The sequence below is a fragment of the Streptomyces sp. NPDC004539 genome (genome assembly GCF_040610055.1).
GTDB lineage: Bacteria > Actinomycetota > Actinomycetes > Streptomycetales > Streptomycetaceae > Streptomyces.
On record NZ_JBEXLS010000003.1, the window covers coordinates 546,364 to 568,719 of the forward strand.

Annotated in this window: 21 protein-coding genes; 13 read left to right on the top strand and 8 right to left on the bottom strand. The window is 72.3% G+C overall.

Annotated elements, in window-relative coordinates; all coding sequences use genetic code 11:
- Window position 1: 1 nt before the first annotated feature.
- Window positions 2-1,165 carry an SGNH/GDSL hydrolase family protein gene (locus ABZX85_RS08895; RefSeq protein WP_355863923.1) on the top strand — a complete coding sequence of 388 codons (1,164 nt, stop codon included), beginning with the start codon at window positions 2-4 and terminating at the stop codon, window positions 1,163-1,165.
- Window positions 1,166-1,419: 254 nt separating this feature from the next.
- On the opposite strand, the gene ABZX85_RS08900 is transcribed toward ABZX85_RS08895, so the two are convergent.
- Window positions 1,420-2,763 carry an amidase family protein gene (locus ABZX85_RS08900; protein ID WP_355863925.1) on the bottom strand — a complete coding sequence of 448 codons (1,344 nt, stop codon included), beginning with the start codon at window positions 2,761-2,763 and terminating at the stop codon, window positions 1,420-1,422.
- Between the two features lie 185 nt (window positions 2,764-2,948).
- Here ABZX85_RS08900 and ABZX85_RS08905 point away from each other — a divergent pair, with 185 nt between their 5' ends.
- The 3 genes from ABZX85_RS08905 (at window position 2,949) to ABZX85_RS08915 (ending at window position 6,844) form a co-directional block, all read left to right on the top strand.
- The gene (locus ABZX85_RS08905; protein WP_355863927.1) at window positions 2,949-4,784 is read left to right on the top strand and encodes a beta-N-acetylhexosaminidase; all 1,836 of its coding nucleotides are present in this window, start codon (window positions 2,949-2,951) and stop codon (window positions 4,782-4,784) included.
- Window positions 4,785-4,793: 9 nt separating this feature from the next.
- Complete coding sequence (locus ABZX85_RS08910; protein ID WP_355863929.1) at window positions 4,794-6,440, top strand: alpha-L-fucosidase; 1,647 nt, start codon at window positions 4,794-4,796, stop codon at window positions 6,438-6,440.
- A 92-nt stretch (window positions 6,441-6,532) separates the two neighbouring features.
- Window positions 6,533-6,844 (top strand): protease inhibitor I42 family protein, encoded by a 312-nt coding sequence (locus tag ABZX85_RS08915; protein ID WP_355863931.1) that lies wholly within the window; start codon window positions 6,533-6,535, stop codon window positions 6,842-6,844.
- A gap of 101 nt (window positions 6,845-6,945) precedes the next feature.
- Here the strand turns inward: ABZX85_RS08915 and ABZX85_RS08920 are convergent, their stop codons facing one another.
- The 3 genes from ABZX85_RS08920 to ABZX85_RS08930 form a co-directional block, all read right to left on the bottom strand.
- Window positions 6,946-7,455 carry a hypothetical protein gene (locus ABZX85_RS08920; RefSeq protein ID WP_355863933.1) on the bottom strand — a complete coding sequence of 170 codons (510 nt, stop codon included), beginning with the start codon at window positions 7,453-7,455 and terminating at the stop codon, window positions 6,946-6,948.
- A 32-nt stretch (window positions 7,456-7,487) separates the two neighbouring features.
- Complete coding sequence (locus ABZX85_RS08925; RefSeq protein WP_355863935.1) at window positions 7,488-8,594, bottom strand: C1 family peptidase; 1,107 nt, start codon at window positions 8,592-8,594, stop codon at window positions 7,488-7,490.
- Between the two features lie 429 nt (window positions 8,595-9,023).
- On the bottom strand, window positions 9,024-9,734 hold the full coding sequence (locus ABZX85_RS08930; RefSeq protein WP_355863937.1) for a FadR/GntR family transcriptional regulator: 711 nt from the start codon (window positions 9,732-9,734) through the stop codon (window positions 9,024-9,026).
- 150 nt (window positions 9,735-9,884) lie between these two features.
- Between ABZX85_RS08930 and ABZX85_RS08935 the strand changes: the two genes are divergently transcribed.
- Genes ABZX85_RS08935 through ABZX85_RS08955 form a run of 5 tightly spaced genes read left to right on the top strand, consistent with a single transcriptional unit; the run spans window position 9,885 to window position 14,029 of the window.
- Entirely contained in the window at window positions 9,885-11,210 is a 1,326-nt protein-coding gene (locus ABZX85_RS08935) for an L-fuconate dehydratase (RefSeq protein WP_355863939.1), read from the top strand.
- Window positions 11,207-11,962 carry an SDR family oxidoreductase gene (locus ABZX85_RS08940; RefSeq protein ID WP_355863941.1) on the top strand — a complete coding sequence of 252 codons (756 nt, stop codon included), beginning with the start codon at window positions 11,207-11,209 and terminating at the stop codon, window positions 11,960-11,962. Before ABZX85_RS08935 ends, ABZX85_RS08940 begins: the two co-directional genes overlap by 4 nt.
- A complete protein-coding gene (locus ABZX85_RS08945; RefSeq protein WP_355863943.1) occupies window positions 11,959-12,900 on the top strand; it encodes an aldo/keto reductase in 942 nt (313 codons plus the stop codon). Before ABZX85_RS08940 ends, ABZX85_RS08945 begins: the two co-directional genes overlap by 4 nt.
- Window positions 12,897-13,211 (top strand): L-rhamnose mutarotase, encoded by a 315-nt coding sequence (locus ABZX85_RS08950; protein ID WP_355863945.1) that lies wholly within the window; start codon window positions 12,897-12,899, stop codon window positions 13,209-13,211. The genes ABZX85_RS08945 and ABZX85_RS08950 overlap by 4 nt, the downstream gene beginning before the upstream one ends.
- Window positions 13,208-14,029, top strand: a complete 822-nt coding sequence (locus ABZX85_RS08955) for an amidohydrolase family protein (RefSeq protein WP_355863947.1) — start codon at window positions 13,208-13,210, stop codon at window positions 14,027-14,029. The genes ABZX85_RS08950 and ABZX85_RS08955 overlap by 4 nt, the downstream gene beginning before the upstream one ends.
- On the opposite strand, the gene ABZX85_RS08960 is transcribed toward ABZX85_RS08955, so the two are convergent.
- A complete protein-coding gene (locus tag ABZX85_RS08960; protein WP_355863949.1) occupies window positions 14,017-15,462 on the bottom strand; it encodes a lipase maturation factor family protein in 1,446 nt (481 codons plus the stop codon). The two genes, ABZX85_RS08955 and ABZX85_RS08960, sit on opposite strands and share 13 nt — an antisense overlap.
- A 69-nt stretch (window positions 15,463-15,531) precedes the next feature.
- On the opposite strand from ABZX85_RS08960, the gene ABZX85_RS08965 reads away from it, so the two are divergent.
- Genes ABZX85_RS08965 through ABZX85_RS08975 form a run of 3 tightly spaced genes read left to right on the top strand, consistent with a single transcriptional unit; the run spans window position 15,532 to window position 18,825 of the window.
- Window positions 15,532-15,819: a hypothetical protein gene (locus ABZX85_RS08965; RefSeq protein ID WP_355863951.1), complete on the top strand. Its 288-nt coding sequence runs from the start codon at window positions 15,532-15,534 to the stop codon at window positions 15,817-15,819.
- A gap of 48 nt (window positions 15,820-15,867) precedes the next feature.
- Entirely contained in the window at window positions 15,868-17,928 is a 2,061-nt protein-coding gene (locus ABZX85_RS08970) for a SpoIIE family protein phosphatase (RefSeq protein WP_355863953.1), read from the top strand.
- A gap of 33 nt (window positions 17,929-17,961) precedes the next feature.
- The gene (locus ABZX85_RS08975) at window positions 17,962-18,825 is read left to right on the top strand and encodes a DNA-formamidopyrimidine glycosylase family protein (RefSeq protein ID WP_355863955.1); all 864 of its coding nucleotides are present in this window, start codon (window positions 17,962-17,964) and stop codon (window positions 18,823-18,825) included.
- A gap of 13 nt (window positions 18,826-18,838) precedes the next feature.
- On the opposite strand, the gene ABZX85_RS08980 is transcribed toward ABZX85_RS08975, so the two are convergent.
- The 3 genes from ABZX85_RS08980 to ABZX85_RS08990 all read right to left on the bottom strand — a co-directional run bounded on the left by ABZX85_RS08980 (window position 18,839) and on the right by ABZX85_RS08990 (window position 20,919).
- Complete coding sequence (locus ABZX85_RS08980) at window positions 18,839-19,510, bottom strand: zf-HC2 domain-containing protein (protein WP_355863957.1); 672 nt, start codon at window positions 19,508-19,510, stop codon at window positions 18,839-18,841.
- 162 nt (window positions 19,511-19,672) lie between these two features.
- Window positions 19,673-20,242 carry a hypothetical protein gene (locus ABZX85_RS08985; protein ID WP_355863959.1) on the bottom strand — a complete coding sequence of 190 codons (570 nt, stop codon included), beginning with the start codon at window positions 20,240-20,242 and terminating at the stop codon, window positions 19,673-19,675.
- Window positions 20,243-20,376: 134 nt separating this feature from the next.
- Window positions 20,377-20,919: a sigma-70 family RNA polymerase sigma factor gene (locus ABZX85_RS08990; protein WP_355863961.1), complete on the bottom strand. Its 543-nt coding sequence runs from the start codon at window positions 20,917-20,919 to the stop codon at window positions 20,377-20,379.
- Window positions 20,920-21,186: 267 nt separating this feature from the next.
- On the opposite strand from ABZX85_RS08990, the gene ABZX85_RS08995 reads away from it, so the two are divergent.
- Window positions 21,187-22,356 (top strand): CapA family protein, encoded by a 1,170-nt coding sequence (locus tag ABZX85_RS08995; protein WP_355864186.1) that lies wholly within the window; start codon window positions 21,187-21,189, stop codon window positions 22,354-22,356.

Genomic DNA, 22,356 nt, shown 5'->3' on the forward strand with positions numbered 1-22,356 from the left:
CATGCCGTCGTACACCACACCCGTCACCGCCGAGCTGATACGCGGCGCCCTCGACCTCGAACCCACCCCGGCCGGCGGCCTCGTCCCGCACCGGCTGCCCGCGCGGGCCCGCGCGCAGAACACCGACCCGCAGCTCGCGGCCGTCGAGGCGCAGCCCTCCGGTGTCCGCCTCGCCTTCCGCACCCGCGCCACGGACATCGAGCTGGCGGTCCTGCCCACCACCCGCGTCTACGTCGCCGCCCCGCCCCGGCCCCCGGCCTACCACGACCTCCTCGTGGACGGCGAACTCGTCGCCCAGGCCGCCGCGACCGGCGGTGACACCCTCACCGTCGACATGTCCACAGGCGTGACCGAACTGACCCCCGGCCCACCCGGAGCCGTCCGCTTCACCGGCCTCCCCGGCCACCTGAAGAACGTCGAGATCTGGCTCCCCTACGCCCAGCGCACCGAACTGCGCACCCTCCGCACGGACGCACCGGTGGAACCAGCCACCCCCTCCACCCGACCCCTCTGGCTCCACCACGGCAGCTCCATCAGCCACGGCACGGACGCCGCGAGCCCCACGGCCATCTGGCCGGCCGTCGCCGCCCGCCTCGCCGGCGTCGACCTCCTCAACCTCGGGTTCGGCGGCAGCGCCATGCTCGACCCCTTCACCGCCCGCGCCATCCGCGACACCCCCGCCGACCTCATCACCCTCAAGATCGGCATCAACATCGTCAACGCGGACGCGATGCGCATGCGCGCGTTCGGCCCCGCCGTCCACGGCTTCCTCGACACGATCAGAGACGGCCACCCCTCCACCCCGATCGTCCTGATCTCCCCCATCCACTGCCCCATCCACGAAACCACCCCGGGCCCCGGCGCCCTCGACACCGAGGCGTTCACCGAAGGCCGCCTCCGCTTCCTGGCGACGGGAGACCCGACGGAGGCGGCACGGGGCCGCCTGACACTGGTGACGATCAGGGAGGCCCTGGAGCGCATCGCCGGCGAACGGACCCGGGAGGACCCCCAGCTGACCTACTTGGACGGCCGAGACCTGTACGGCCCGAACGACACAGACCTCCCCCTGCCGGACGCCCTCCACCCGGACACGGAGACCCACCGAAGGATGGGGGAGAGGTTCGCGGAGGGGGTGTTGAGGAAGGAGGGGTGGGGAGACTGGTAGACGGGCGCGACCGGCCGCGACGGTGCTGTCGTTCGGCGCGGTGCTCAGCCGAGTCTTTTCAGGGGCGCGGGGCTGTGTCTGTCTGATGTGCGGCTGCCGCCGCGCGGGCGCGACCGGCCGCGACGGTGCTGTCGTCTGGCGCGGCGATCAGCCCAGTCCTTTCAGGGGCGCGGGGCTGTGTCTGATGTGCGGCTGCCGCCGCGCGGGCGCGAACAACCACGACGAGCCCGCACCCGCCGCACAACAGTCGCCCCTCACTCCATCGGCGCGGTCCTGGGCCACGGCCTCAACTCCTCCAACTGTTCCGCCAACCGCAGCAACCTCCCCTCGCTCCCCGGCATCCCGACAAGCTGGACCGCGGTGGGCACCCCGGAGGGATGCGTGCCGAGGGGGACCGACATCGCGGGCCACCCCGTCAGATTCCAGGCGGGCGTCAGCGGCGAGTAGTTGGTGTTGACGAGCAGATTCCGCACCCACCCCCGCTGATCCCACGCCACCGACTTCGGCGCCCGCCGGGCCAGCGCCGGTGTCAACAGCACGTCGTACTCCGCGAAGAACGGCTCGAACCGCCCCCGCAGCGCCGCCCGCGCGGTCCCCTTGCGGACGGTCCCGAGGAACCGCCGCCCCACGGCCGCGTGGACCCGGGTCCGCCGGGTGAGGAGCCGGGGATCGAGAGGCTGCGCGTCGACGGCCGCCCCGGCGGTCCAGTGGGCGAGCGACGTCACCCCGAGGGAGAGGGGGTACGGCGGATCGGCGCGCCGGACCCGATGCCCGGCCCCGGTCAAGGCCCGCGCGGCCTCCCGCGTGGCGACGACGAACGGCTCGCTGATCGTCGTCCCGGCGAGCGGACTCCGTACGGACACCGCGACCCGCAGGAACCCGGGGGAGTCGGGGCGTTCCACCTCGGCGTCGGCCAGGACGGACAGCATGAGGCGCGCGTCGCCGACGGTCGTGGCGAGGGGCCCGTTCTCGGAGAGGCCGAACCAGTCGCCGTCGCCTATCCCGGCCGGCACGAGCCCGTGCCCCGGCTTGATGGTGACGAGCCCGCAGTTGGCGGCCGGAATCCGCAGCGACCCCATCCCGTCGTTGCCCAGCGCGATCGGCACCATCCCGGCGGCGACGGCGGCGGCGCTGCCCCCGGAGGACCCGCCGGCCGTCCGGGACGTGTCCCAGGGGTTGCGGGCGGTGCCGTGCACCCCCTCGGTCGTCCCGAAGACACACAGCTCGGGCACGTTCGTGAGCCCCACGACGACCGCCCCGGCCGCCCGCAGCCGGGCGACGGTGACATGGTCGGCCTCGGACGCCGTGTCCGGGGTCGCGGCGGACCCCACCCGCATCGACTCGCCGCGCACCGCGAGATTGTCCTTGACCGCCAACGGCACCCCGGCGAGGGGCAGTTCGGCCAGATCCCCGCGCGCCGCCAGCGCGTGCGCCTCGGCGAGAGCCGCCTCCTTGCGCACGACACGGAACGCCCCGACCCGCTCGTCCAGCCGCTCGATCCGCGCCAGATGCTCCGCCACCACCTCGCGCGGAGTGGCCCGCTTCTCGCGTACGGCGGCGGCGATCTCTGCGGCGGTCCGGCCGATCCAGCTGGTCACGGGCGCTCCTTCGGGTGCGTGGTGTGGGGAGAACTCTGCCCCGGGCGGCGCGGCACGTCGAGATCTCTCCGAACGACACACCGGCTCATCCGATCACTTGGTCAACTTCCATGGCCTCCGGCCCCATTGACAACGATCTCCCGCACCTCAATCATTCGATACATCCGATGACCTGGGGGCCTTGAATGCGGGCTTGTCGTCAGATCCTTGGTGCCGCGACCGCGGCCCTCCTCCTCTTCGCGGCGCCCCTCCCGGCCGCCGCCGCACCTACCGCCACACCACCCGTCACGGTGCCGGCGCTGACCGACTGGACGCCGGAAGGCGCCGGCTACACCTACGGCACCGGCACCCGCCTGGTCGCCGCCACCCCGGCCGAACGCGAGGTCGCCGCCGTCCTCGCCGACGACCTCCGCGACGCCGGACACGGCACCGTCCCGGTGGTGGACGGCGCCCCGCGCGCCGGTGACGTCGTCGTCGACGTCGACCCGGCCCGTACCGCCCTCGGCGCCGAGGGCTACGAACTCCGCTCCGGCGACACCCTCACGGTCACCGGCGCCACCGGGACCGGCGCCTTCTACGGCACCCGGACGATCCTTCAACTCCTCGCGCAGGGCGACAGGTTGCCCGGCGGGCGGACCGTGGACATCCCCCGCTACCCGGAGCGCGGGGTCGGCGTCTGCGCCTGCTACATCCACGTCTCGCTGCCCTGGCTGGAGAACCTCGTCCGCGAGATGAGCTACCACAAGCTGAACCAGCTGCTCCTCGAACTCAAGGTGAAGAGCGACGCCCACCCCGAGGCGAACACCTGGGGCTACTACTCCAAGGACGAGATCCGCCGCCTCGTCGCCCTCGGCGAGCGCTACCACGTCGAGATCATCCCGGAGATCAACTCCCCGGGCCACATGGACCCGTGGATCGAGAACCGCCCCGACCTCCAGCTCACCGACTCCGGCGGCGTCAAGCAGCCCTCCCGCCTCGACGTCACCCAGCAGGCGGCCTTCACGTACTACACGAGCCTCATCGACGAGTACGCCGAGGTCTTCCCCGCCCGCTCCTGGCACATGGGCGCCGACGAGTACATGCTCGGCTCCGACTTCGCGAAGTACCCGCAGATCCTGGCCTACGCCCGGCAGAAGTACGGCGCGAACGCCACACCCCAGGACGCCTTCGTCGACTTCGTGAACCGCGTCCAGGCGTACGCCGCCGGCAAGGGGAAGCGGCTGCGCATCTGGAACGACGGCCTCACCGGCGCCAACACCGTCCCGGTCACGGCCGGCACGACCGTCGAGCACTGGCTGAACGTCGCCGTGAAGCCGAGCCAACTCCTCGCGCAGGGCTACCCGTTGATGAACGCCGCCTACGCCCTCTACCTGATCCGGGGCGGCTTCCACTCCGACACCGCCGGGCTCTACGCCCAGAGCTGGGACCCGCGCAGCTTCGAAGGGGAGAAGGTTGCCTCAAGCAGTGGAATAGTGGGCGCGAAGATCAGCCTGTGGCCGGACAACGGACGCGGCGAGACGGAGAACGAGGTCGCCGTGGGGCTGTGGCCCGCGCTGCGTCATGTATCACAGGCCACCTGGGGCGACCCCCACCCCGACGCGACCTACGCCCAGTTCACCGCCCGCGGCACGGCCGTGGGCCACGCCCCGGGCCGGCGTGACCTCACCCGGGTGCCGGTCCCGAACGGCCGCTACACGCTGGGCGCGGCCGGCCGGTCGTACGGCACGTATGACATATCACGCACCACTGACGGATACGTCACCCTCCGGGCCTCCGACGGCTGTCTCGACGTGCGCGGCGGGAAGCTCACCCTCAACACACCCCTCCAGCCCGGCGTCGTCCTGACCCGGGCCGCCTGCGACGCGGGCAGCACCGTGCAGCGCTGGGAACTCCAGCCCGTCCCCGGCGGCTTCCTGCTGGTCAACGCGATCACCCGGATGACGATCAGCGCGACCTCCGACGGGCGCCTCGCCCAGTACCCGCCGGACCAGCAGCCGCCCACCGTATGGCAGTTGAGCTGAGGAGCGTCCATGTCCGTCTCACGTCGAGTGTTCGTCGCGTCGGCCGTGGCGCTGGCCGCGGCGGGGGTGCCGTCGGGGGCCAACGCGGTGGTGGGTGATGCATCACGCGTGACACCCCGGCCGGGTGGGGGTGGCGGTGGCGGTGGTACATCACGCATCACACCCCAGCCCGGGGCCGGTGGTACCTCACACATCACACCTCGCCTCGCCGACCTGTCCCGTATCCCCGTCGCCCCCACCGACACCGAAGCCGACCTCGTCCGCAAAGCCTCGCAGGTCCGGCCGACCCCGCGGCAGGTCGCCTGGCAGAGCCTGGAGCGGACGGCGTTCCTGCACTTCGGGGTCAACACCTTCACCGGTCTTGAGTGGGGCACCGGGGACGAGGACCCGGACGTCTTCCAGCCCACCGGCCTCGACACCGACCAGTGGGCGAGAGCCCTGGTGGACGGCGGGTTCAAGCTCGCGATCCTGACGGTGAAGCACCACGACGGGTTCGTGCTCTACCCCACCCGGTACACCGGCCACAGTGTCGCCTCCAGCAGCTGGCAGGGCGGCCGGGGCGACGTCCTGCGGTCCTTCGCGGACTCGATGCGGCGCCACGGACTCAAGGTCGGCGTCTACCTCTCGCCGGCCGACGAGAACCAGTACCTCCACGGCGTCTACGCCAACGGCAGTCCCCGCGCCGCGCACACGATCCCGACCCTCACGGCCGGCGACGACCGTACTCCGGGACATTTCTGGACGCTCGACGCCACCGACTACGGCGCGCACATGCTGAACACCCTGTACGAAGTGCTGACCGAGTACGGTCCCGTCGACGAGGTCTGGTTCGACGGGGCGCAGGGACACATCCCGTCGGACAAGGTCGAGAACTACGACTGGGACAGCTGGTACACCCTCGTCCGCGACCTGGCCCCGGAGGCGACGATCGCCGTCACCGGCCCCGACGTCCGCTGGGTCGGCAACGAGTCGGGGCTCGCCCGCGAGGACGAGTGGAACGTGATCCCCGTCAAGGAGAACCAGTACGGCCGCACCGACTGGGCCCTCTCCTACGACACCGCCGACCAGGGCAGCAGGGCCGCGCTGGTGCGGGCCCGGCCGAACACCCGCTACCTCCAGTGGTGGCCCGCGGAATGTGATGTGTCGATCCGCGACGGCTGGTTCTACCACGCGAACCAGCAGCCCAAGTCCGTCGCCGCGCTCACCGAGATCTGGTTCGGCTCGGTCGGCCGGGGCGCGGTCCTCCTCCTCAACGTCCCGCCGGACACGCGGGGACTCCTGCCCGCGTCCGACGTGACCCGGCTGCGGGAGTTCCGCGAGCGCATCGACCGTGAACTCCCGCGCGACCTCGCCCTGGACGGCCGGACGGCCTCCGTCGCCAACCAGGTCACCGTCGACCTCCCCGCCGACACCGACGTGAACCGCATCCGGCTCGCCGAGGACATCAGGGAGGGGCAGCAGGTCGAGGCGTTCGTCGTCGAGGTGCTGCGCTCGGGCGTGTGGACGCAGGTCGCGCGGGCGGGGACGATGGGTGCGAGCCGCATCCTCAGGCTGTCCGCTCCGGTGCGGGCCCGGCAGTGGCGAGTACGCGTCACGGGGGCACGGGTCGCCTCGGTGCGGATCGCGGAGTTCCGGCTGTATCGGTCGGTGAGCTGAGACGCCGGGCCGGGCGGGGGCGTGTCCCGGCTGGGTGGCCCGGTGGTGTATCACGCGGTACACCGGAGGCAGCTACCGCCGAGGAGGCTCCCATGGGTGAGGTACGTGTCTCGTCGCAGGACACCCGGGTGAGCGTCCGGGCCGGCGACGACCTCGTCGTCGAACTCCCCGAGAACGCGACGACCGGCTTCCGCTGGGAGGTGACCAGCCTCGACGGCCTGGAACTCACCGGGGACGACCACACCCCGGCCCCGACCGTCACGGTCGGGGCCGGGGGGACCCGCGTCCTGCGGCTACGGGCCGAGAAGGCGGGGGAGGGCCGACTGGAACTGGTGTACCGCCGGCCGTGGGAGGCGGAGGGGGAGAGGGCGGGGGAGTACGCCTTGCGGGTCACCGTGGAGTGAGGTGTCACGCGTGATGCGTGATGTACCACCCGCCCGCCGCGCGGTGCGTGACGCGTGATGTACCACCCGCCACCCGCCTCCCGCCGCCCACCCCCGTCCCGCTACCAGAGATAGATCTCGTGCACCATCCCGTCCGCCTCCTCGCGGAAGGAGATGGCGTGGTTGGTCTGGCGGGCCTGGGCCGCCAGGGTGGTGAGGGCCGTGAAGGACCAGTCCGTGGCGTTGTAGATCTTCTTCCAGCCGCCGCCCTTGACGCGGAAGAACGCGTTGCGGGTCTGGTTGATGCACCACAGCCCGTCGACCATGACGTTCTGCGTCCAGGTCCCGGTGATCGCGGTCGTGGCCTGCGCGGCCCCGAACGCCCTCAGGTCACCCTGGAGTTCGGGCGTCAGCGTCGGCCGCGCCTCACCCCCCGGCGTCAGTTCGAACCGCTGGACCATGGCGTCCCCGGCGGGCTTGCCGGCCCCCGCGAACGGGCTGCCCCCCTGTCCGACGTCGACACCGGGCGGCAGCAGGGCGGGCCGGCCGGCCTCGTCCTGGGCGGCGGAGGAACGGACCTCCTGGGTGGTGGGCGCCTGCTTCGGCTGGGCGTCCTGTCGCTGCGGACTCATCGTCGTCCCCTCCGTTTCCTGTCGCGCCCGGCTCACCAGGCGTAGATCTGCTGGACGGTGCCGCTGTCCTCGTAGAGGCCGACCTTCGCGCCGTTCGCCTTGGACGCGGCGAGTTCCGAGAGCATCGCCGCGTCGGTCGCGCCCACCGAGCCGTTCAGGCTGAGCCAGCCGCGCAGTTCGCCGTAGGCCCAGACGTTCGCGTCGGCCTCATTGCTCCAGAGTGCGAGGATGCGCTGGTCGGGCAGCCAGTCGCGGATGAGGGCGCCGAGGTAGCCGACGTTGTGCCAGCTCTCGATGGAGCACTCGCCGTACCCGATGCGGAAGAAGCCCTGCTCGCCCCAGCCGGGGCCCCAGCTGTTCTTCGCGATCCAGCACTGCTGGGCGTCGTCGTAGCCGACGAGGGTGACGCAGTGCCCGCCGGCCAGGCCGCCGGTGCGGTGCCGGTAGACGCCGCCCGCGTAGGAGAAGAAGTCCTGGTAGACGTAGAAGCAGGCGACGACCGAGCCGTAGGTGGAGATCAGCTCCTTCATCGTCGCCGGGCTGTTCGCCTGCTGCCAGGAGCGGGCCTTGACGATCCGGTTGGGCCAGTCCGCGTTGAGCTTGGAGCAGTCCTGGTCGCCCGCCGTGTACGGGAAGTACGCGTCGATGGTGAGCCCGGAGTCGCGCACCTTGTCGGCGAGGGGCTCGGGCAGCCAGCCGGTGCCGCAGGTGGCGCCCGCCGCGCGGCCGTAGCAGTAGTACGCCTGCGCCTCGGAGAGGTCGACGGCGAGGTAGGGCGTGCGGTTGGTGTAGCGCGTGACGTGCTCCAGCGTCCCGACGGACCCGAAGGCCACGCAGGAGCCGCAGGAGCCCTGGTCCTTCACGGGCGTCGTGTAGTTGACGCCCCCGATGTTGCGCAGGTCGAAGGCGCTGGGGGCGCCGATGGAGTCGGCGGTCGCGGCGAGGGCGGCGGCGCGGTCGCCCTGCCGGGCGCTCTCGTGCTCGGCGACCTCGTGTTCCTGGACGGGGACACCGAGGCGGATCACGCGCTGCGCCTCGGTGAGGGAGGTCATGCTGGTGACGGCCATGCGCCACGGGTTGCCCGCGTCGTCGAGCACCGACCTGAGGTGGTCGAGGTCGAGCGGGTCGTTGACAGGCATGATGAAGCCTCCTTGGTGCTGCTGCTTCTGCTGCTGAACGGGAACCGGGCAGGGCGAAGCGGCCTACAGGGCCGCCTCGGTGACGGTTCGTCAGGATGTCGTGCCGGAAGGAGAGGCGGGCACGTGCGCCTCGGCAGCTCTACGACGCGCGGATCGGTTCCGCGTCAGTGTCCGCGTGTTCTCTCGATGGCTTGCACAGCCGAACCCCCGAATGCGTGACAACCCCCGAAGTCCGTACGGCGCCCCGGAGAGGCCGCCGTCGGCTGTCGAGACGCAGCTAAGCAGAGAACGCGGGGTGCGGGAATACGACGGAATGCGGAGCCGGAAACGGGGTACACGCACCCGCGCGTTGCGGAGGGCGGACTCTCGGTTGCCGCAACCGCTTTCGGAAACCGGCCTGCCAAATCCCCCCGCCGCCAGGTCGTTTCCTCAGGAACCCAACTGCGCCCGCAGCCACTCCTCCACCTCGCCGACGTGCGCGGCGGCAGCCGCCCGCCCGGCCTCCGGGTCCCGGGCCTTCAACGCCCGGTGGATCGCGGCGTGTTCGCGGCGGGTGCGGGCGAACGCGCCCTCCTCGGCGTAGCCGCGCCAGACCCGGGCGCGGAACGTGCGCGAGGAGAGGCCCTCCAGGATCGCGGCCATCGTCTCGTTCCCGGCGGCGACGGCGATCGCGCGGTGGAAGGCGAGGTCGTGCGCGAGGATCACCTCGGGGTCGTCGGTCGCGTTCATCGCCGCCAAGTGCTCCTCGACCTCGGCGAGTTGGGCGTCCGTGATGCGGGCCGCCGCCAGCGCCGTCGCCGTCGACTCCAGGACCCGCCGCACTTCGAGCAGCTCCACCAGCCGCGCCCCGCGCGAGAGGTCGGCGACGACGCCGAACGTCTCCAGCAGGTCCCCGGCGTCGAGCGCGGTGACATAGGTCCCGGAGCCGTGCCGGGCCTCCAGCACCCCGAGGACGGTCAGCGCCCGGATCGCCTCCCGCATCGAGCTGCGGGACATCCCGAGCTGCGCGGCGAGGTCCCGCTCGGTCGGCAGCCGCTGCCCCGGTCCGAGGACCCCGTCCGCGATCATCGCCTTGATCCGCTCGATGGCGCGCTGCGTCACCGTGCCTTGCCGCGGGGCGGTTCCTGTGCCGTCGTTCACCGTCGTCCTCCTGAAGCCGTGCGGGGAGTCTAGCCACCCAAGTGGTCGGACCACTCCGGCAGAAAATCTGGACTGAACCGCTCCAGGGGGTGTTCGAAAGTGAAATTGGTCTGATAAATATGCAGGACTGATACGAATGAGAGGGGTCCCGTGAGCCCACGCATCACCGCCGTCGACACCCACGACGTCCGCTTCCCCACCTCACGGGAGCTGGACGGCTCCGACGCGATGAACCCGGACCCGGACTACTCGGCCGCCTACGTCGTCCTGCGCACGGACGCCGGGGACGGGCACGAGGGCCACGGCTTCACGTTCACCATCGGCCGGGGCAACGAGGTCCAGGTCGCCGCGATCGAGGCCCTGCGCGCGCACGTCGTCGGCCGGGACGTGGCGGAGGTCTGCGCGGACCCGGGAAGCGTCAGCCGCGCCCTGATCGGCGACAGCCAACTCCGGTGGCTGGGACCGGAGAAGGGCGTGATGCACATGGCGATCGGCGCGGTCGTCAACGCCGTCTGGGACCTCGCCGCCAAACGCGCCGCCAAACCCCTCTGGCAGCTCCTCGCCGACGCCGACCCCGAGTGGCTCGTCGCCCAGATCGACTTCCGCTACCTCACCGACGCCCTCACCCCCGCCGACGCCCTCGACCTGCTGCGCCGGGGCAAGGAGGGCGCCGAGGAGCGCCGTACGAAGCTCCTGGCGCGCGGCTATCCCGCCTACACGACGTCCGCCGGCTGGCTCGGGTACGACGACGAGAAGCTCGCGCGGCTCGCCGCCGAGGCCGTCGCGGACGGGTTCACGCAGATCAAGCTGAAGGTCGGCGCCGACCTCGACGACGACGTACGCCGCTGCCGGGTCGCCCGCGAGGTGGTCGGGCCGGACATCCGGATCGCCGTCGACGCCAACCAGCGCTGGGACGTCGAGGAGGCGATCCGCTGGACGAACGCGCTCGCCCCCTTCGACCCGTACTGGATCGAGGAGCCGACCAGCCCCGACGACATCCTCGGCCACGCCGCCGTACGGCGCGGTGTCGCGCCCGTGAAGGTCGCCACCGGCGAGCACGTCCAGAACCGCATCGTCTTCAAGCAGCTCCTCCAGGCGGGCTCCCTCGACGTCCTCCAGCTCGACGCGGCCCGCGTCGGCGGGGTCAACGAGAACCTCGCGATCCTCCTGCTCGCCGCGAAGTTCGGCGTCCCGGTCTGCCCGCACGCCGGCGGGGTCGGGCTGTGCGAACTCGTCCAGCACCTCTCGATGTTCGACTACGTCGCCCTGACCGGGACGACCGAGGACCGGGTCATCGAGTACGTCGATCATCTGCACGCCCACTTCCTTGATCCGGTGGTCATCAGGGAAGGTCACTACATGGCACCGAGCACACCCGGGTTCTCCGCCGCCATGCGGCCGGAGTCCCTGGCGCGGTTCCGGTACCCGGACGGTGCCTTCTGGATCGAGGACCTGAAGGAGGACAAGGCGGCATGAGCGACTTCGAGGGGCTCGCGGCACTGGTCACGGGCGGTGCCTCCGGGATCGGCCGGGCGACGGCCGACCTGCTGGCGGAGCGCGGCGCACGCGTCGCGGTGCTCGACCTCGACCCGTCCGGCGTCGACAAACCCCTGCTCGGCTACCGCGCCGACGTCAGCGACGACGCCTCCGTCCGCGCCGCCGTCGAGGCTGCCGCCGCCGACCTGGGCGGCCTGGACGTCCTCGTCAACAACGCGGGGATCGGCGCGCAGGGCACTGTCGAGGACAACGACGACACCGAGTGGCATCGCGTGTGGGACGTCAACGTCGTCGGCATGGTCCGTACGACCCGGGCGGCGCTGCCGTACCTGCGCGCGTCGTCCCACGCGGCGATCGTCAACACCTGCTCGATCGCGGCGACGGCCGGCCTGCCCCAACGGGCCCTGTACGGGGCGACGAAGGGCGCCGTCCTCTCGCTGACCCTCTCGATGGCCGCCGACCACCTCCGCGAGGGCATCCGCGTCAACTGCGTCAACCCCGGTACGGCGGACACCCCTTGGGTCGGCCGCCTTCTCGACGCCGCCACCGACCCGGCCGCCGAACGCGCCGCCCTGGAGGCCCGCCAGCCCACCGGCCGACTGGTCGCCGCCGCCGAAGTCGCCGCCGCCATCGCCTATTTGGCGAGCCCTCTCGCGGGCGCCACCACCGGCACCTCGCTCGCCGTGGACGGCGGCATGCAGGGGCTGCGGCTGCGGCCGGTGCAGCGGTGAGCCGCCTCGGCCGCAGCGGCGTCGAGGTCACCGCGCTCGGCTTCGGCGCCGCCGGCATCGGCAACCTCTTCACCCCGCTCACCGACGACCAGGCCACCGAGGCGGTGACCGCCGCCTGGGACAAGGGAATCCGCTACTTCGACACGGCCCCGCACTACGGCCTCGGCCTCTCCGAGCGCCGCCTGGGAGCCGCCCTGCGCGACCGGCCCCGCGCCGAGTACACGGTCTCCACGAAGGTCGGCCGGCTGCTGGAGCCCTCTGCGGAGACCGGCGACGACCTCGACAACGGCTTCGCGGTCCCCGCCTCCCACCGCCGCGTCTGGGACTTCAGCGCCGACGGCGTACGCCGCTCCCTGGACGCCAGCCTGGAGCGCCTCGGCCTCGACCGGGTCGACATCGTCTACCTCCACGACCCCGACGACCATGCCGACCAGGCATTCCGCGAGGGCTACCCGGCCCTGGAGAGGCTCCGCTCGGAAGGCGTCGTCGGCGCGATCGGCGCCGGCATGAACCAGACGGCGATGCTCACCCGCTTCGTGCGCGAGACGGACGTCGACGTCGTGCTCTGCGCGGGCCGCTACACGCTCCTCGACCGCGGCGCCCTCACCGACCTGCTGCCGGCCGCCGAGGAGCGGGGCGTGTCGGTGGTGATCGGCGGCGCCTTCAACTCCGGTCTGCTCGCGGACCCGAAGCCCGGGGCGACCTACAACTACACCGCAGCACCACAGGAGTTGTTGGACGAGGCCCTCCGCCTCAAGGCGGTCGCCGACCGGCACGGCAGCACCCTGCGGGCCGCCGCGCTCGCGTTCTGCGCCGCGCACCCGGCCGTCGCGAGCGTGCTCCTCGGCGCCCGTTCGGCGGCCGAAGTCACCGACGGTGCCGAGCAGTTCGCGACTCCGGTGCCGGACGCCTTCTGGAAGGAGGCCGGGCTGTCGTGAGGATCGCCCTGCACACCAAGGTCCGCGCCGACCGGACCGAGGAGTACGACGCCGCCCACCGGGAGGTCCCCGTCGAGCTCACGGACGCGATCCGGGCCGCCGGGGCCGCCTCCTGGACGATCTGGCGCAGCGGCACCGACCTCTTCCACGTCCTGGAGTGCGAGGACTACGCCCGGCTCCTCGCCGAACTGGAGAAGCTCCCGGTCAACGTCGCCTGGCAGGCACGGATGGCCGACCTCCTGGACGTCGTCCACGACTATTCCGCCGAGGGCTCGGACGCCGGGCTGCCGGTCGTCTGGGAGCTGCCGTGACGGTCGACGCCCACCACCACGTCTGGGACCTGTCGGTGCGGGACCAGGCGTGGATTCCCGAACACGGCCCGCTCAGACGGGACTTCACCCTCACCGACCTGCTCCCCGAGACGGCCGCGCACGGCGTCGACCGCACGGTCCTCGTCCAGACCGTCACCGTCGCCGAGGAGACCCCCGAGTTCCTCGCGCTGGCCGAGGCGTCCGACCTCGTCGCGGGCGTCGTCGGCTGGACCGACCTCACGCACCCCGGCATCGCCGAGGAACTGGCCCGCCTGCGTGAACTCCCGGGCGGCGCCCACCTCAAGGGCATCCGGCACCAGGTCCAGGGCGAGTCCGACCCGGGCTGGCTCCAGCGCCCGGACGTCAAGCGGGGCCTCAAGGCGGTCGCGGCGGCGGGCCTCGTCTACGACCTGGTGGTCCTACCGCACCAACTCCCCTCCTGCGTCCGGGCGGTGGGGGAGCACGACGATCTCGTGTTCGTCCTCGACCACCTCGGCAAACCGGCCGTCCCCGCCGGCCTCCACGGCCCCTGGGCCGGTGACGTGCTCGCCCTCGGGCGCCACCCCAACACGGTCGGCAAGCTCTCCGGCCTGGTCACCGAGGCCGGCCCGCAGTGGCGGACCGCCGACCTGCGGCCGTACGTCGATGTCGCGCTCAACGCGTTCGGCCCCGAGCGGCTGATGTTCGGGTCGGACTGGCCGGTGTGCACGGAGGTCGCCAGCTACGGCCAAGTCCTGGCGGCGGCCCGGGAGTTGATCGGTCCGGCGGACCGGGCCCAGGTCTTCGAGGCGACGGCCGTCCGCGTCTACGGCCTCTGATCCGGCCGGGGCTGCTCAGGCCGGGGCGGCGGCTCCAGGCGGAGGCGGGTCGGCGGCAGATACTCCCGCACGTACGTCCGCCGCCAGAAGTCCCCCGTCTCCCGCAACTCCCGCCGGTCCGTGTACCGGTACCGGAAGAGCCGGGCCCGGACATAGCGCGGCGGACGGTCGAAGGGCGCCCGGCGCAGCAGCCTCAGCGTCGCCGGGTCGCCCTCCAGGAGCCGTTCCACGAACCTCGTGAACCAGGTCCCGGCGTAACCGGGCGACAGGGCCGCGAACCACATCAGCCAGTCCAGCCGCAGATGGTAGGGCGCGAACTGGCGCGGCCGGTACCCGAGTTCGCCCGGCTTCCCCCGGAACTCGTACGCCCGCCAGCCCGACTCCGCCCGGGGCGTCTCGTCGAGCGTGCCCTCGATCACCACCTCGTACCGGACGCGGCTGACGCTGCCGAACGCGCCGTAGGAGTTGACCAGGTGGAGGGGGTCGAAGGAGCGGTTCATGACCTGGCGGCGGGAGAGCATGTTGGCGACCGGACCCCGGCTGAGGAACAGCAGCAGCGCGGCCACGGCCAGGACCAGGATCTCGTACCAGCGGGGAGCCCGAGGCAACTCCCGCTCGCCGCCGGGCCATTGGACCACCGACAGGGCCAGGGCGATCGTCAGCCAGTTCAGCCAGGCGAAGTTGCCCGACAGGACCAGCCACAGTTGCGTGAGGATCATCAGGGAGGCCGCCGCCGTCGCCACCGGCTGCGGGGTGAACAGGAGGAACGGGACGACGAGTTGGGTGAGGTGGTTGGCCGCCGCCTCGACGCGGTGGAACGGGCGCGGGAGGTGGTGGAAGTACCGGCTCAGCGGGCCCGGCATCGGCTGGGTCTCGTGATGGAAGTCCAGACAGGTCAGCCTCCGCCAGCAGGGGTCGCCCCGCAGCTTGATCAGCCCCGCCCCGAACTCCACCCGCAGCAGCAGCCAGCGCAGCAGGAACAGCACCACGACCGGCGGCGCGACCTCGTCGTTGCCGAGGAACACCGCGAGGAACCCGGTCTCCAGGAGCAGCGACTCCCAGCCGAACCCGTACCAGGTCTGGCCGACGTTCACGACCGACAGGTACAGCACCCAGGGGAGCAGCCACAGCGCCATCGCGGCCCACAGGGGGAGCAGCGCGTCCACCCCGGCCAGCAGCCCCGCCGACACCGCGCACCCCGTCCAGGCGCACACCCCGAACCACCGGTCCGAGTAGTGCAGTTGGAACAGGCTCGGCGCCCTGCGGAACGGCACGCGCGCGGTGAACCGGGGGATCGGCAGCAGTCCCCGCTCGCCCAGCAGCGCCCGGAACTGGAGAGCCGCCGTGAGGAACGCGACCAGGTAGACCCCGGCGAGCACCCGCTGGAAGAGGAGACGGCTCAGCCAGGCGGCGTCGGAGGTGAACCAGTCCATGGCGGTGACTTTCGGTGAGCGATCTCTCCGCTTGCGTGACCCTTGTGAGTGAAACAGACAATGGGAGATATGCGCACTCACCACGGCATCTGCGCCGGCGCGCTGGTCACGGCGTCCGCGCTGCTCGTCGCCGCGACCGGGCCGACCGACGCCACCGACACCGCCGACGAGACACCGACGGGGCCGGGGACCTCGTACACGTGGGACGTCCCCGAAGCCCACGACGTCCCGGAAGTCGGCGACGTACCGGAAGTCGGCGATGTGCCCGAGGCCGACGACCTCGGCCCCGACACCGTCCCCGAGGTCCCCGACCTCCCGGACGGCGGCGGGCTCATCCCGGACCTTCCCTTCGAGTGACCCGCCTCTCGGGTCGTGAAACACCATGAACCCTGTCAGAGTGGGCGCATGCCGGACGACTGGCCCGCCCGCCCGGACCCGGTCCTGGCGCTCAACCGCATGGGCAGCTTCGAGTGGGATCTGGACTCCGGGAAGTTCCGCATGGACGCGCGGGCCCACGAGATCTTCGACCTGCGCCCCGAGGAATACGACGGGAACCCGGAGACGCTGAGCGTCCGGGTGCCGAGGGCGGAGGGCGAGCGGCTGGACGCGCTGGTCGCGCAGGCCATCAAGGACGGCAGCGAGAACTACGGCTGCTACTTCCGCCTCCAGCGCCGCGACGGCACCCTGTGCTGGACCCACACGCAGGGCCACATCAGCCGGGACGACACCGGCCGGCCCCGCAGGATCGTCGGCATCGTCCGGGACGCCACCCAGGAGCTGGACGACCTCGCGCGCCGCTGGCAGGAGACCGCGCGGGACGACGCGCGCCGGGAGCAGACGAACGTCGTCCAGCTCACGACGGCCGCGCTCGCGCACGCGCGGACCGTGCAGGACGTCATCGACGTCCTCAAGGACACCCAGGGCCTCACCCATTTGGGCGCCACCAGCCTCGTCATGGGCCTGGTCGAGGCGGGCCGCATCCGGCTGGTCGCGGAGGGCCCCGAGGGCAGCTTCGTGCCCGGCACGCTCGTCACCCGGATCGACGAGCCGTACCCGATGAGTGAGGTCGTCCGCACGCTCACCCCGCGTTTCATCGAGTCGCCGCGGGAGTTCGCGGAGGGCTACCCGGTGCTCTGGCCGCACCTGCGCGACCTGCGGATCACCTCCGCCGCCTATCTCCCGCTGATCGTCCAGGCCCGCCCCATCGGCGCGATGGGCCTGCTCTACAACGACCGGCGGGGCTTCACCCCCGAGGAGCGCAACATCCTCGTCGCGCTCGGCAGCAGCATCGCGCAGAGCCTCCAGCGGGCCATGTTCTACGAGCAGGAGAAGGACATCGCGCAGGGCCTCCAGCAGGCGATGCTGCCCCGCACGATCCCGAGCGTCCCCGGCGCCGAGATCGCCGTCCGCTACCGGGCCGCGACCATCGGGGGCAGCCTCGGGCGGGACATCGGCGGCGACTGGTACGACCTGATCCCGCTGCCCGGGGGCAAGGTCGGCGCGGTCATCGGGGACGTCCAGGGGCACGACACGCACGCGGCGGCGGTCATGGGCCAGCTGCGGATCGTCCTCAAGGCGTACGCCTCCGAGGGGCACCCCCCGGCGACGGTCATGGCCCGCGCCTCGCTCTTCCTCCACGACCTCGACACCGACCGCTTCGCGACCTGCCTGTACGCCGAGGCCGACCTCTCCACCGGTGTCGTACAGGTGGTCCGCGCGGGCCACATCGACCCCCTGCTGCGGGCCGCCGACGGCACCTGCCGGCGCCTCACCCTGCCCGGCGGGCTGCCGCTCGGCCTGTCGGCGGAGTTCGGCGGGCTCGCCTACCCCGTCAGCACCCTCGAACTCGACTCCGGGGACCTGCTCGTGCTGTGCACCGACGGGCTCGTCGAACAGCCGGGCGTCGACCTCGACGACGGGATGCGGGAGCTGACGGCCCTGGTCGCGGACGGCCCCGACGACGTGCGCAGCCTCGCCGACCGGCTGATCGAGATCGCGGAGGAACGGGGCGGGGACGACGACGTCGCGCTCCTGCTGCTGCGCCGGCGCCGCCTCGACACGCCCCGCGCGGGCGGCCGGCTCCAGCAGCACGTCGCGCCGGGCGATCCCGAGGCGCTCGTGCAGGCCCGGCACATGATCCGGGCGGCCGTCCGGGCGTGGGGCGCGCGGGCCCGCGCCGACGACGTCGAACTCTCCGCCGACGAACTCATCACCAACGCCCTCATGCACACGGAAGGCGCCGCCGTCGTCACCCTGAGGGTCGTCCTCGCCGACCCCTCCCGCCGGCTGCGCGTCGAGGTCGAGGACACCTCCAGCGCCCTTCCCCGCCGCCGCGAGGCCGGCGCCGCCGGGGTCTCCGGCCGCGGCCTCCTCCTCGTCGACCTCCTCGCCGACGCGTGGGGCGTGGAGGCGCGGGGCGGCGGCAAGTGCGTGTGGTGCGAGTTCGCGCTGCCGGAGCCGGGATGAGCACGGCGGTCCCCTCGGTGGCACCCTGGAACCATGCCCGAACTCCCCGAGGTGGAAGCCCTGCGCGACTTCCTCACCGAGCAGCTGGCCGGCCGTGAGATCGTCCGGGTACTGCCGGTCGCGATCAGCGTCCTGAAGACGTACGACCCGCCCGTGACGGCGATCGAGGGGCGGGCGGTCGCCGGGGTGCGGCGGTACGGGAAGTTCCTGGACGTGGCGACGGAAGGCGGCCCGCATCTCGTCACGCACCTCGCCCGCGCGGGCTGGCTGCACTGGCGCGACCGGCTCCCGGACGGCATGCCCCGCCCCGGGAAGGGGCCGCTCGCGCTGCGGGTCGCGCTGGAGACGGGCGCCGGTTTCGACCTCACCGAGGCCGGCACGCAGAAGAAGCTCGCGGTGTACGTCGTACGAGATCCGCAGGAGGTCCCCGGTGTCGCCCGGCTCGGTCCCGATCCGCTGGCGGAGGGTTTCGACGAGGCCCGGCTGGCGGAGCTGCTCGCGGGGGAACGGCGGCAGCTGAAGGGCGCGCTGCGCGACCAGAGCCTGATCGCGGGCGTGGGGAACGCCTACAGCGACGAGATCCTGCACGCGGCGAAGATGTCCCCGTTCAAACTGGCGGCCTCCCTCACCCCCGAGGAGACCCACGTCCTCTACGAGGCGCTGCGCACCACGCTGCGGGACGCCGTGGAGCGCTCCCACAAGGTCGCGGCGGGCCGGCTCAAGGCGGAGAAGAAGAGCGGGCTGCGCGTGCACGGAAGGGCGGGGGAGGCGTGCCCGGTGTGCGGGGACACCATCCGCGAGGTCTCCTTCAGCGACTCCTCGCTCCAGTACTGCCCCACCTGCCAGACCGGCGGGAGACCGCTGGCCGACCGCAGGATGTCCCGCCTGCTCAAGTGACCCGCCCCGGCCGTCACGACCCCGCCGGGATGCGCACCAGCGTCCGGTCCCCGTCGCGGACGTCGTAGAAGGCGATCTCCTCCGTGTGCATCGCCGTCCCGCCGTGCATCGTGTTGGGCCGGGCGTCGTGGTCGGGGACCATCCAGCCGGTCGCCGTCTGCTCGCTGCCGTCGCGCCCGACGATGACGAGCCGGCAGGACCGCGGCCCCGCCCCGTCCTTCACCTGGAGCTCGATGTCCGCGCCCCACGCCATGTCGGCGGCGGTGACCTGCGCCCACACCCCCGACTTCGCGTCGGTCGCGGCGATCTTCACCTGGGCCGCCGCCTCGGTCCCCTTCTCGCCCCCGCCGCCGAACGCCATCATCAGCGCGGGCCCGGCCAGCGCGACGACGACGGACGCGGCCAGCCCGTACAGGAACCGCCGGCGCACCGCGCGGCGCCGCACGGCGACCTCGCCGAGCAGCTTCTCCAGCAGCCGGGGGCCGGGCCCCGCGAACGGGTGCACCGAACGCGGGGTGGCCCGCCGGTACAGCATCAACTGCCGTGTGGCGGGACCGAATTCCGTGACCTGAGCCGCGCACCGAGGACACTCCATGAGGTGGTCCTCGAAGCGGAAGGCTTCCGCTTCGTCCAGGACGCCGAGCGCGTACGCGCCGACGTCCACATGCTGTTCCAGGGACCTCATCGCCGAATCCTCGTGCCGTTGGGTGCGGTTGGGGTTACTCCTTGCTCCCATCGGTACGCACCGGGCACGGGAATCACTCAAGGCGTGTACAGAATCGTGACCCAGGTGTTCGGAGCCGCCGCGTGAACGGATTGGTCGGATCGGAAAATTTTTTTCCGCGGCCTAGAACAGGTGGATCGCCAAGTGTCCGAGCGGCAGCCCGAGTTGCCAGGCGGGGGTCCACACCTTCGGCCCCTCGTCCTCACCGAGGCCCGGCAGCGCGCCGCCGCCGGGGACTGCGTTGAGGTCGGGCGCGAGGAGTTCGGTCTCCTCCAGCCACTGCCAGGCGGCCTCCGCGAGCCGCAGGTCGGGCGAGTCGAGGCCCGACTGCGCGACGCGCGCGGTGAGTCCGCCCATCCGCTCGCAGACCCAGTCCTGCCACGGCTGGTCGTACGCGGTCAGCGAGAGCCACGTCTCCAGCTGGGTGACGACCCGGATGCCGGGGAGTTCGCCGTCGGTGTCCGACAGGAAGATGGTGAGCGCCAGGGCGTCGCGCCCGGCGCGGAACTCGAACGACGTCGGCGGCATCAGGTCGCCGGTGCGCAGGAGTTCGTCGGCGATGTACTCGGCGTACAACCAGGCCATGGGGACGGTGAGTTCACCGTCGCCGGAGCCGTCGTGGGCGCCTTCGCCCGAGCCGTCGTCGGAGTTGTCGTCGGACCCGTCCCGGCCCGAATGATCTCTGTGCAGCATCTCTCGCAGCCTTCCCTCCGGTGTGCCGTCGCCCGTCGCCGGGCCCCCAGTCCGGAACACGGATGGGAACAGCCGATTACTCAACCGGGGTCCGAGGCAAGGCACTTTACGGAGGTTTGACTCTGCGGTGGGTTTCAGCGCAGGTCGGCCGCGTAACCCGGAAGAACCCTGCGCAGGGCGCGCAGCGCGTAGTACGCGCGGGACTTCACCGTACCGGGAGGGATGCCGAGTATCCCGGCGGCCTCCGCCACACTCGCCCCCTGGAAGTACACCAGCACCAGGACTTCACGGTGTTCGGGAGTGAGAGTCTTCACAGCCTCGCGAACGTCGAGGGCCGCCGCGGCGCGCTCCGCGTGGTCGGCGCAGACCGGCGCGTGCTCCAGGACCGCGTCGCCCACCTCGGCGGGCCGCGCCTGCCGGGCCCGCCGGGCGTCGATCGCGAGGCGCCGCCCGACCGTCATCAGCCAGGGGCGCACGGAGTCGAAGTCGTCCGCCCGCAGCGCCTCGGGGTGCTGCCAGGCGCGCACCAGCGTCTCCTGGACGAGGTCCTCCGCCCGCTGCCGGTCGCCGTCGCTCAGCCGCAGCAGCAGCGCGAAGAGGGGCCGCCCGTGTTCCCGCTGGAGCGCGGCGAGTTCATGCTCAGCGGTCGTCTTCGGCTGCGTGAGTGTGGCGGTCATGGCCGTTATGGCACACCGGCGTCGTCACTCAGGGACAGGGCACGTACACAGATCTGCGACGGACGGTCGATCGCGTCGACGAACGGTTCGACGAACGGTCGGTGAACGGCGGGGCGGGGAGTTCCGGTTCGGGGCGGGGACGGGGGTTCGAATCGCTACGCCGATCGCGTGCGTCCTAGGGAGCGGCGCCGCCGCGCGGGCCCGGGCATGGGCTAAGAGTGTGGCCGTGCGGCATAAGTATGAAAATAGGATCAGATTGGGGTGGCTGTGATCACACGCCGACGAACCGTGGCCCTCGCCGTGACCGTGCTCCTCGCGCTGGCCGCCTGCCAGGCCCAGGAGTCCCGGCAGGAGAAGCGGCCCGCCCCGGGCCGCCCGGCACCCGCCCGGTCCGCCCCCGCGGCCCCGGCCGGCTTCACGCTCGTCGCCACCGGCGACGTCCTGCCCCACACCTCCATCATCGAACGCGCCCGGTTCGACGCGGGCGGCCGGGGCTACGACTTCCGCCCGATGCTCGACGGCGTCCGCCCGATCGTCTCCCGCGCCGACCTCGCCCTGTGCCACATGGAGACCGTGTACGGCGCGAACGGCGACTACACCGGCTACCCCGCCTTCAAGTCCCCGCCGGAGATCGCCGAGGCCCTCGCCGCCACCGGGTACGACGGCTGCTCCACCGCCTCCAACCACAGCCTCGACGACGGCCCCGCCGGGGTCCGCCGCACCCTCGACGCCCTCGACGGCGCCGGGGTCCGCCACGCCGGCACCGCCCGCACCCCCGAGGAGGCGACGACGCCGACGCTCCTGCGCGCGGGCCCCGCCAAGGTCGCCCACCTCGCCTACACCTACGGCACCAACGGCTACCCCCTCCCGCCGGACCAGCCCTGGGCGGTCAACGTCATCGACGAGGCCCGCATCCTCACCGACGCGCGGGCCGCGCGCCGGGCGGGCGCCGACGTCGTGGTCGTCTCCCTGCACTGGGGCACCGAGTGGCAGGACGCCCCCGACGAGCAGCAGACCACCCTGGCCCGCACCCTCACCGCCGCGCAGTCCGCTGGCCGCCCCGACATCGACCTCGTCCTCGGCACCCACGCGCACATCCCGCAGGCGTACGAGAAGGTCAACGGCACCTGGGTCGTCTACGGCATGGGCGACCAGATCGCCGGCGAGATGTTCAACCACCAGGGACAGCAGGACCCGCGCGGCAACCAGTCCACCATCGCCCGCTTCACCTTCGCCCCGCCGGCCACCCCGGGCGCCCGCTGGAACGTCACCAGGGCCGAGTTCGTCCCGCAGCTGTTCGACATCGACGCGGGCCGCGTCCTCGACCTGAACCAGGCCCTCGCCCAGGGCGCCGACGTCCGCGGCGTCCGCGACCGCGTCAGGGACGTCGTCCTCAGCCGGGGCGCCGCGAACGACGGCCTCACCATGGCGCCCTGA

Bases quoted from the DNA above. Each gene is read 5' to 3' on its own strand.
- ABZX85_RS08895 (WP_355863923.1), top strand. From the start codon at position 2: ATGCCGTCGTACACCACACCCGTCACCGCCGAGCTGATACGCGGCGCC.
- ABZX85_RS08905 (WP_355863927.1), top strand. From the start codon at position 2,949: ATGCGGGCTTGTCGTCAGATCCTTGGTGCCGCGACCGCGGCCCTCCTC.
- ABZX85_RS08910 (WP_355863929.1), top strand. From the start codon at position 4,794: ATGTCCGTCTCACGTCGAGTGTTCGTCGCGTCGGCCGTGGCGCTGGCC.
- ABZX85_RS08915 (WP_355863931.1), top strand. From the start codon at position 6,533: ATGGGTGAGGTACGTGTCTCGTCGCAGGACACCCGGGTGAGCGTCCGG.
- ABZX85_RS08920 (WP_355863933.1), bottom strand. From the start codon at position 7,455: ATGAGTCCGCAGCGACAGGACGCCCAGCCGAAGCAGGCGCCCACCACC.
- ABZX85_RS08925 (WP_355863935.1), bottom strand. From the start codon at position 8,594: ATGCCTGTCAACGACCCGCTCGACCTCGACCACCTCAGGTCGGTGCTC.
- ABZX85_RS08940 (WP_355863941.1), top strand. From the start codon at position 11,207: ATGAGCGACTTCGAGGGGCTCGCGGCACTGGTCACGGGCGGTGCCTCC.
- ABZX85_RS08960 (WP_355863949.1), bottom strand. From the start codon at position 15,462: ATGGACTGGTTCACCTCCGACGCCGCCTGGCTGAGCCGTCTCCTCTTC.
- ABZX85_RS08965 (WP_355863951.1), top strand. From the start codon at position 15,532: ATGCGCACTCACCACGGCATCTGCGCCGGCGCGCTGGTCACGGCGTCC.
- ABZX85_RS08970 (WP_355863953.1), top strand. From the start codon at position 15,868: ATGCCGGACGACTGGCCCGCCCGCCCGGACCCGGTCCTGGCGCTCAAC.
- ABZX85_RS08975 (WP_355863955.1), top strand. From the start codon at position 17,962: ATGCCCGAACTCCCCGAGGTGGAAGCCCTGCGCGACTTCCTCACCGAG.
- ABZX85_RS08980 (WP_355863957.1), bottom strand. From the start codon at position 19,510: ATGAGGTCCCTGGAACAGCATGTGGACGTCGGCGCGTACGCGCTCGGC.
- ABZX85_RS08985 (WP_355863959.1), bottom strand. From the start codon at position 20,242: ATGCTGCACAGAGATCATTCGGGCCGGGACGGGTCCGACGACAACTCC.
- ABZX85_RS08990 (WP_355863961.1), bottom strand. From the start codon at position 20,919: ATGACCGCCACACTCACGCAGCCGAAGACGACCGCTGAGCATGAACTC.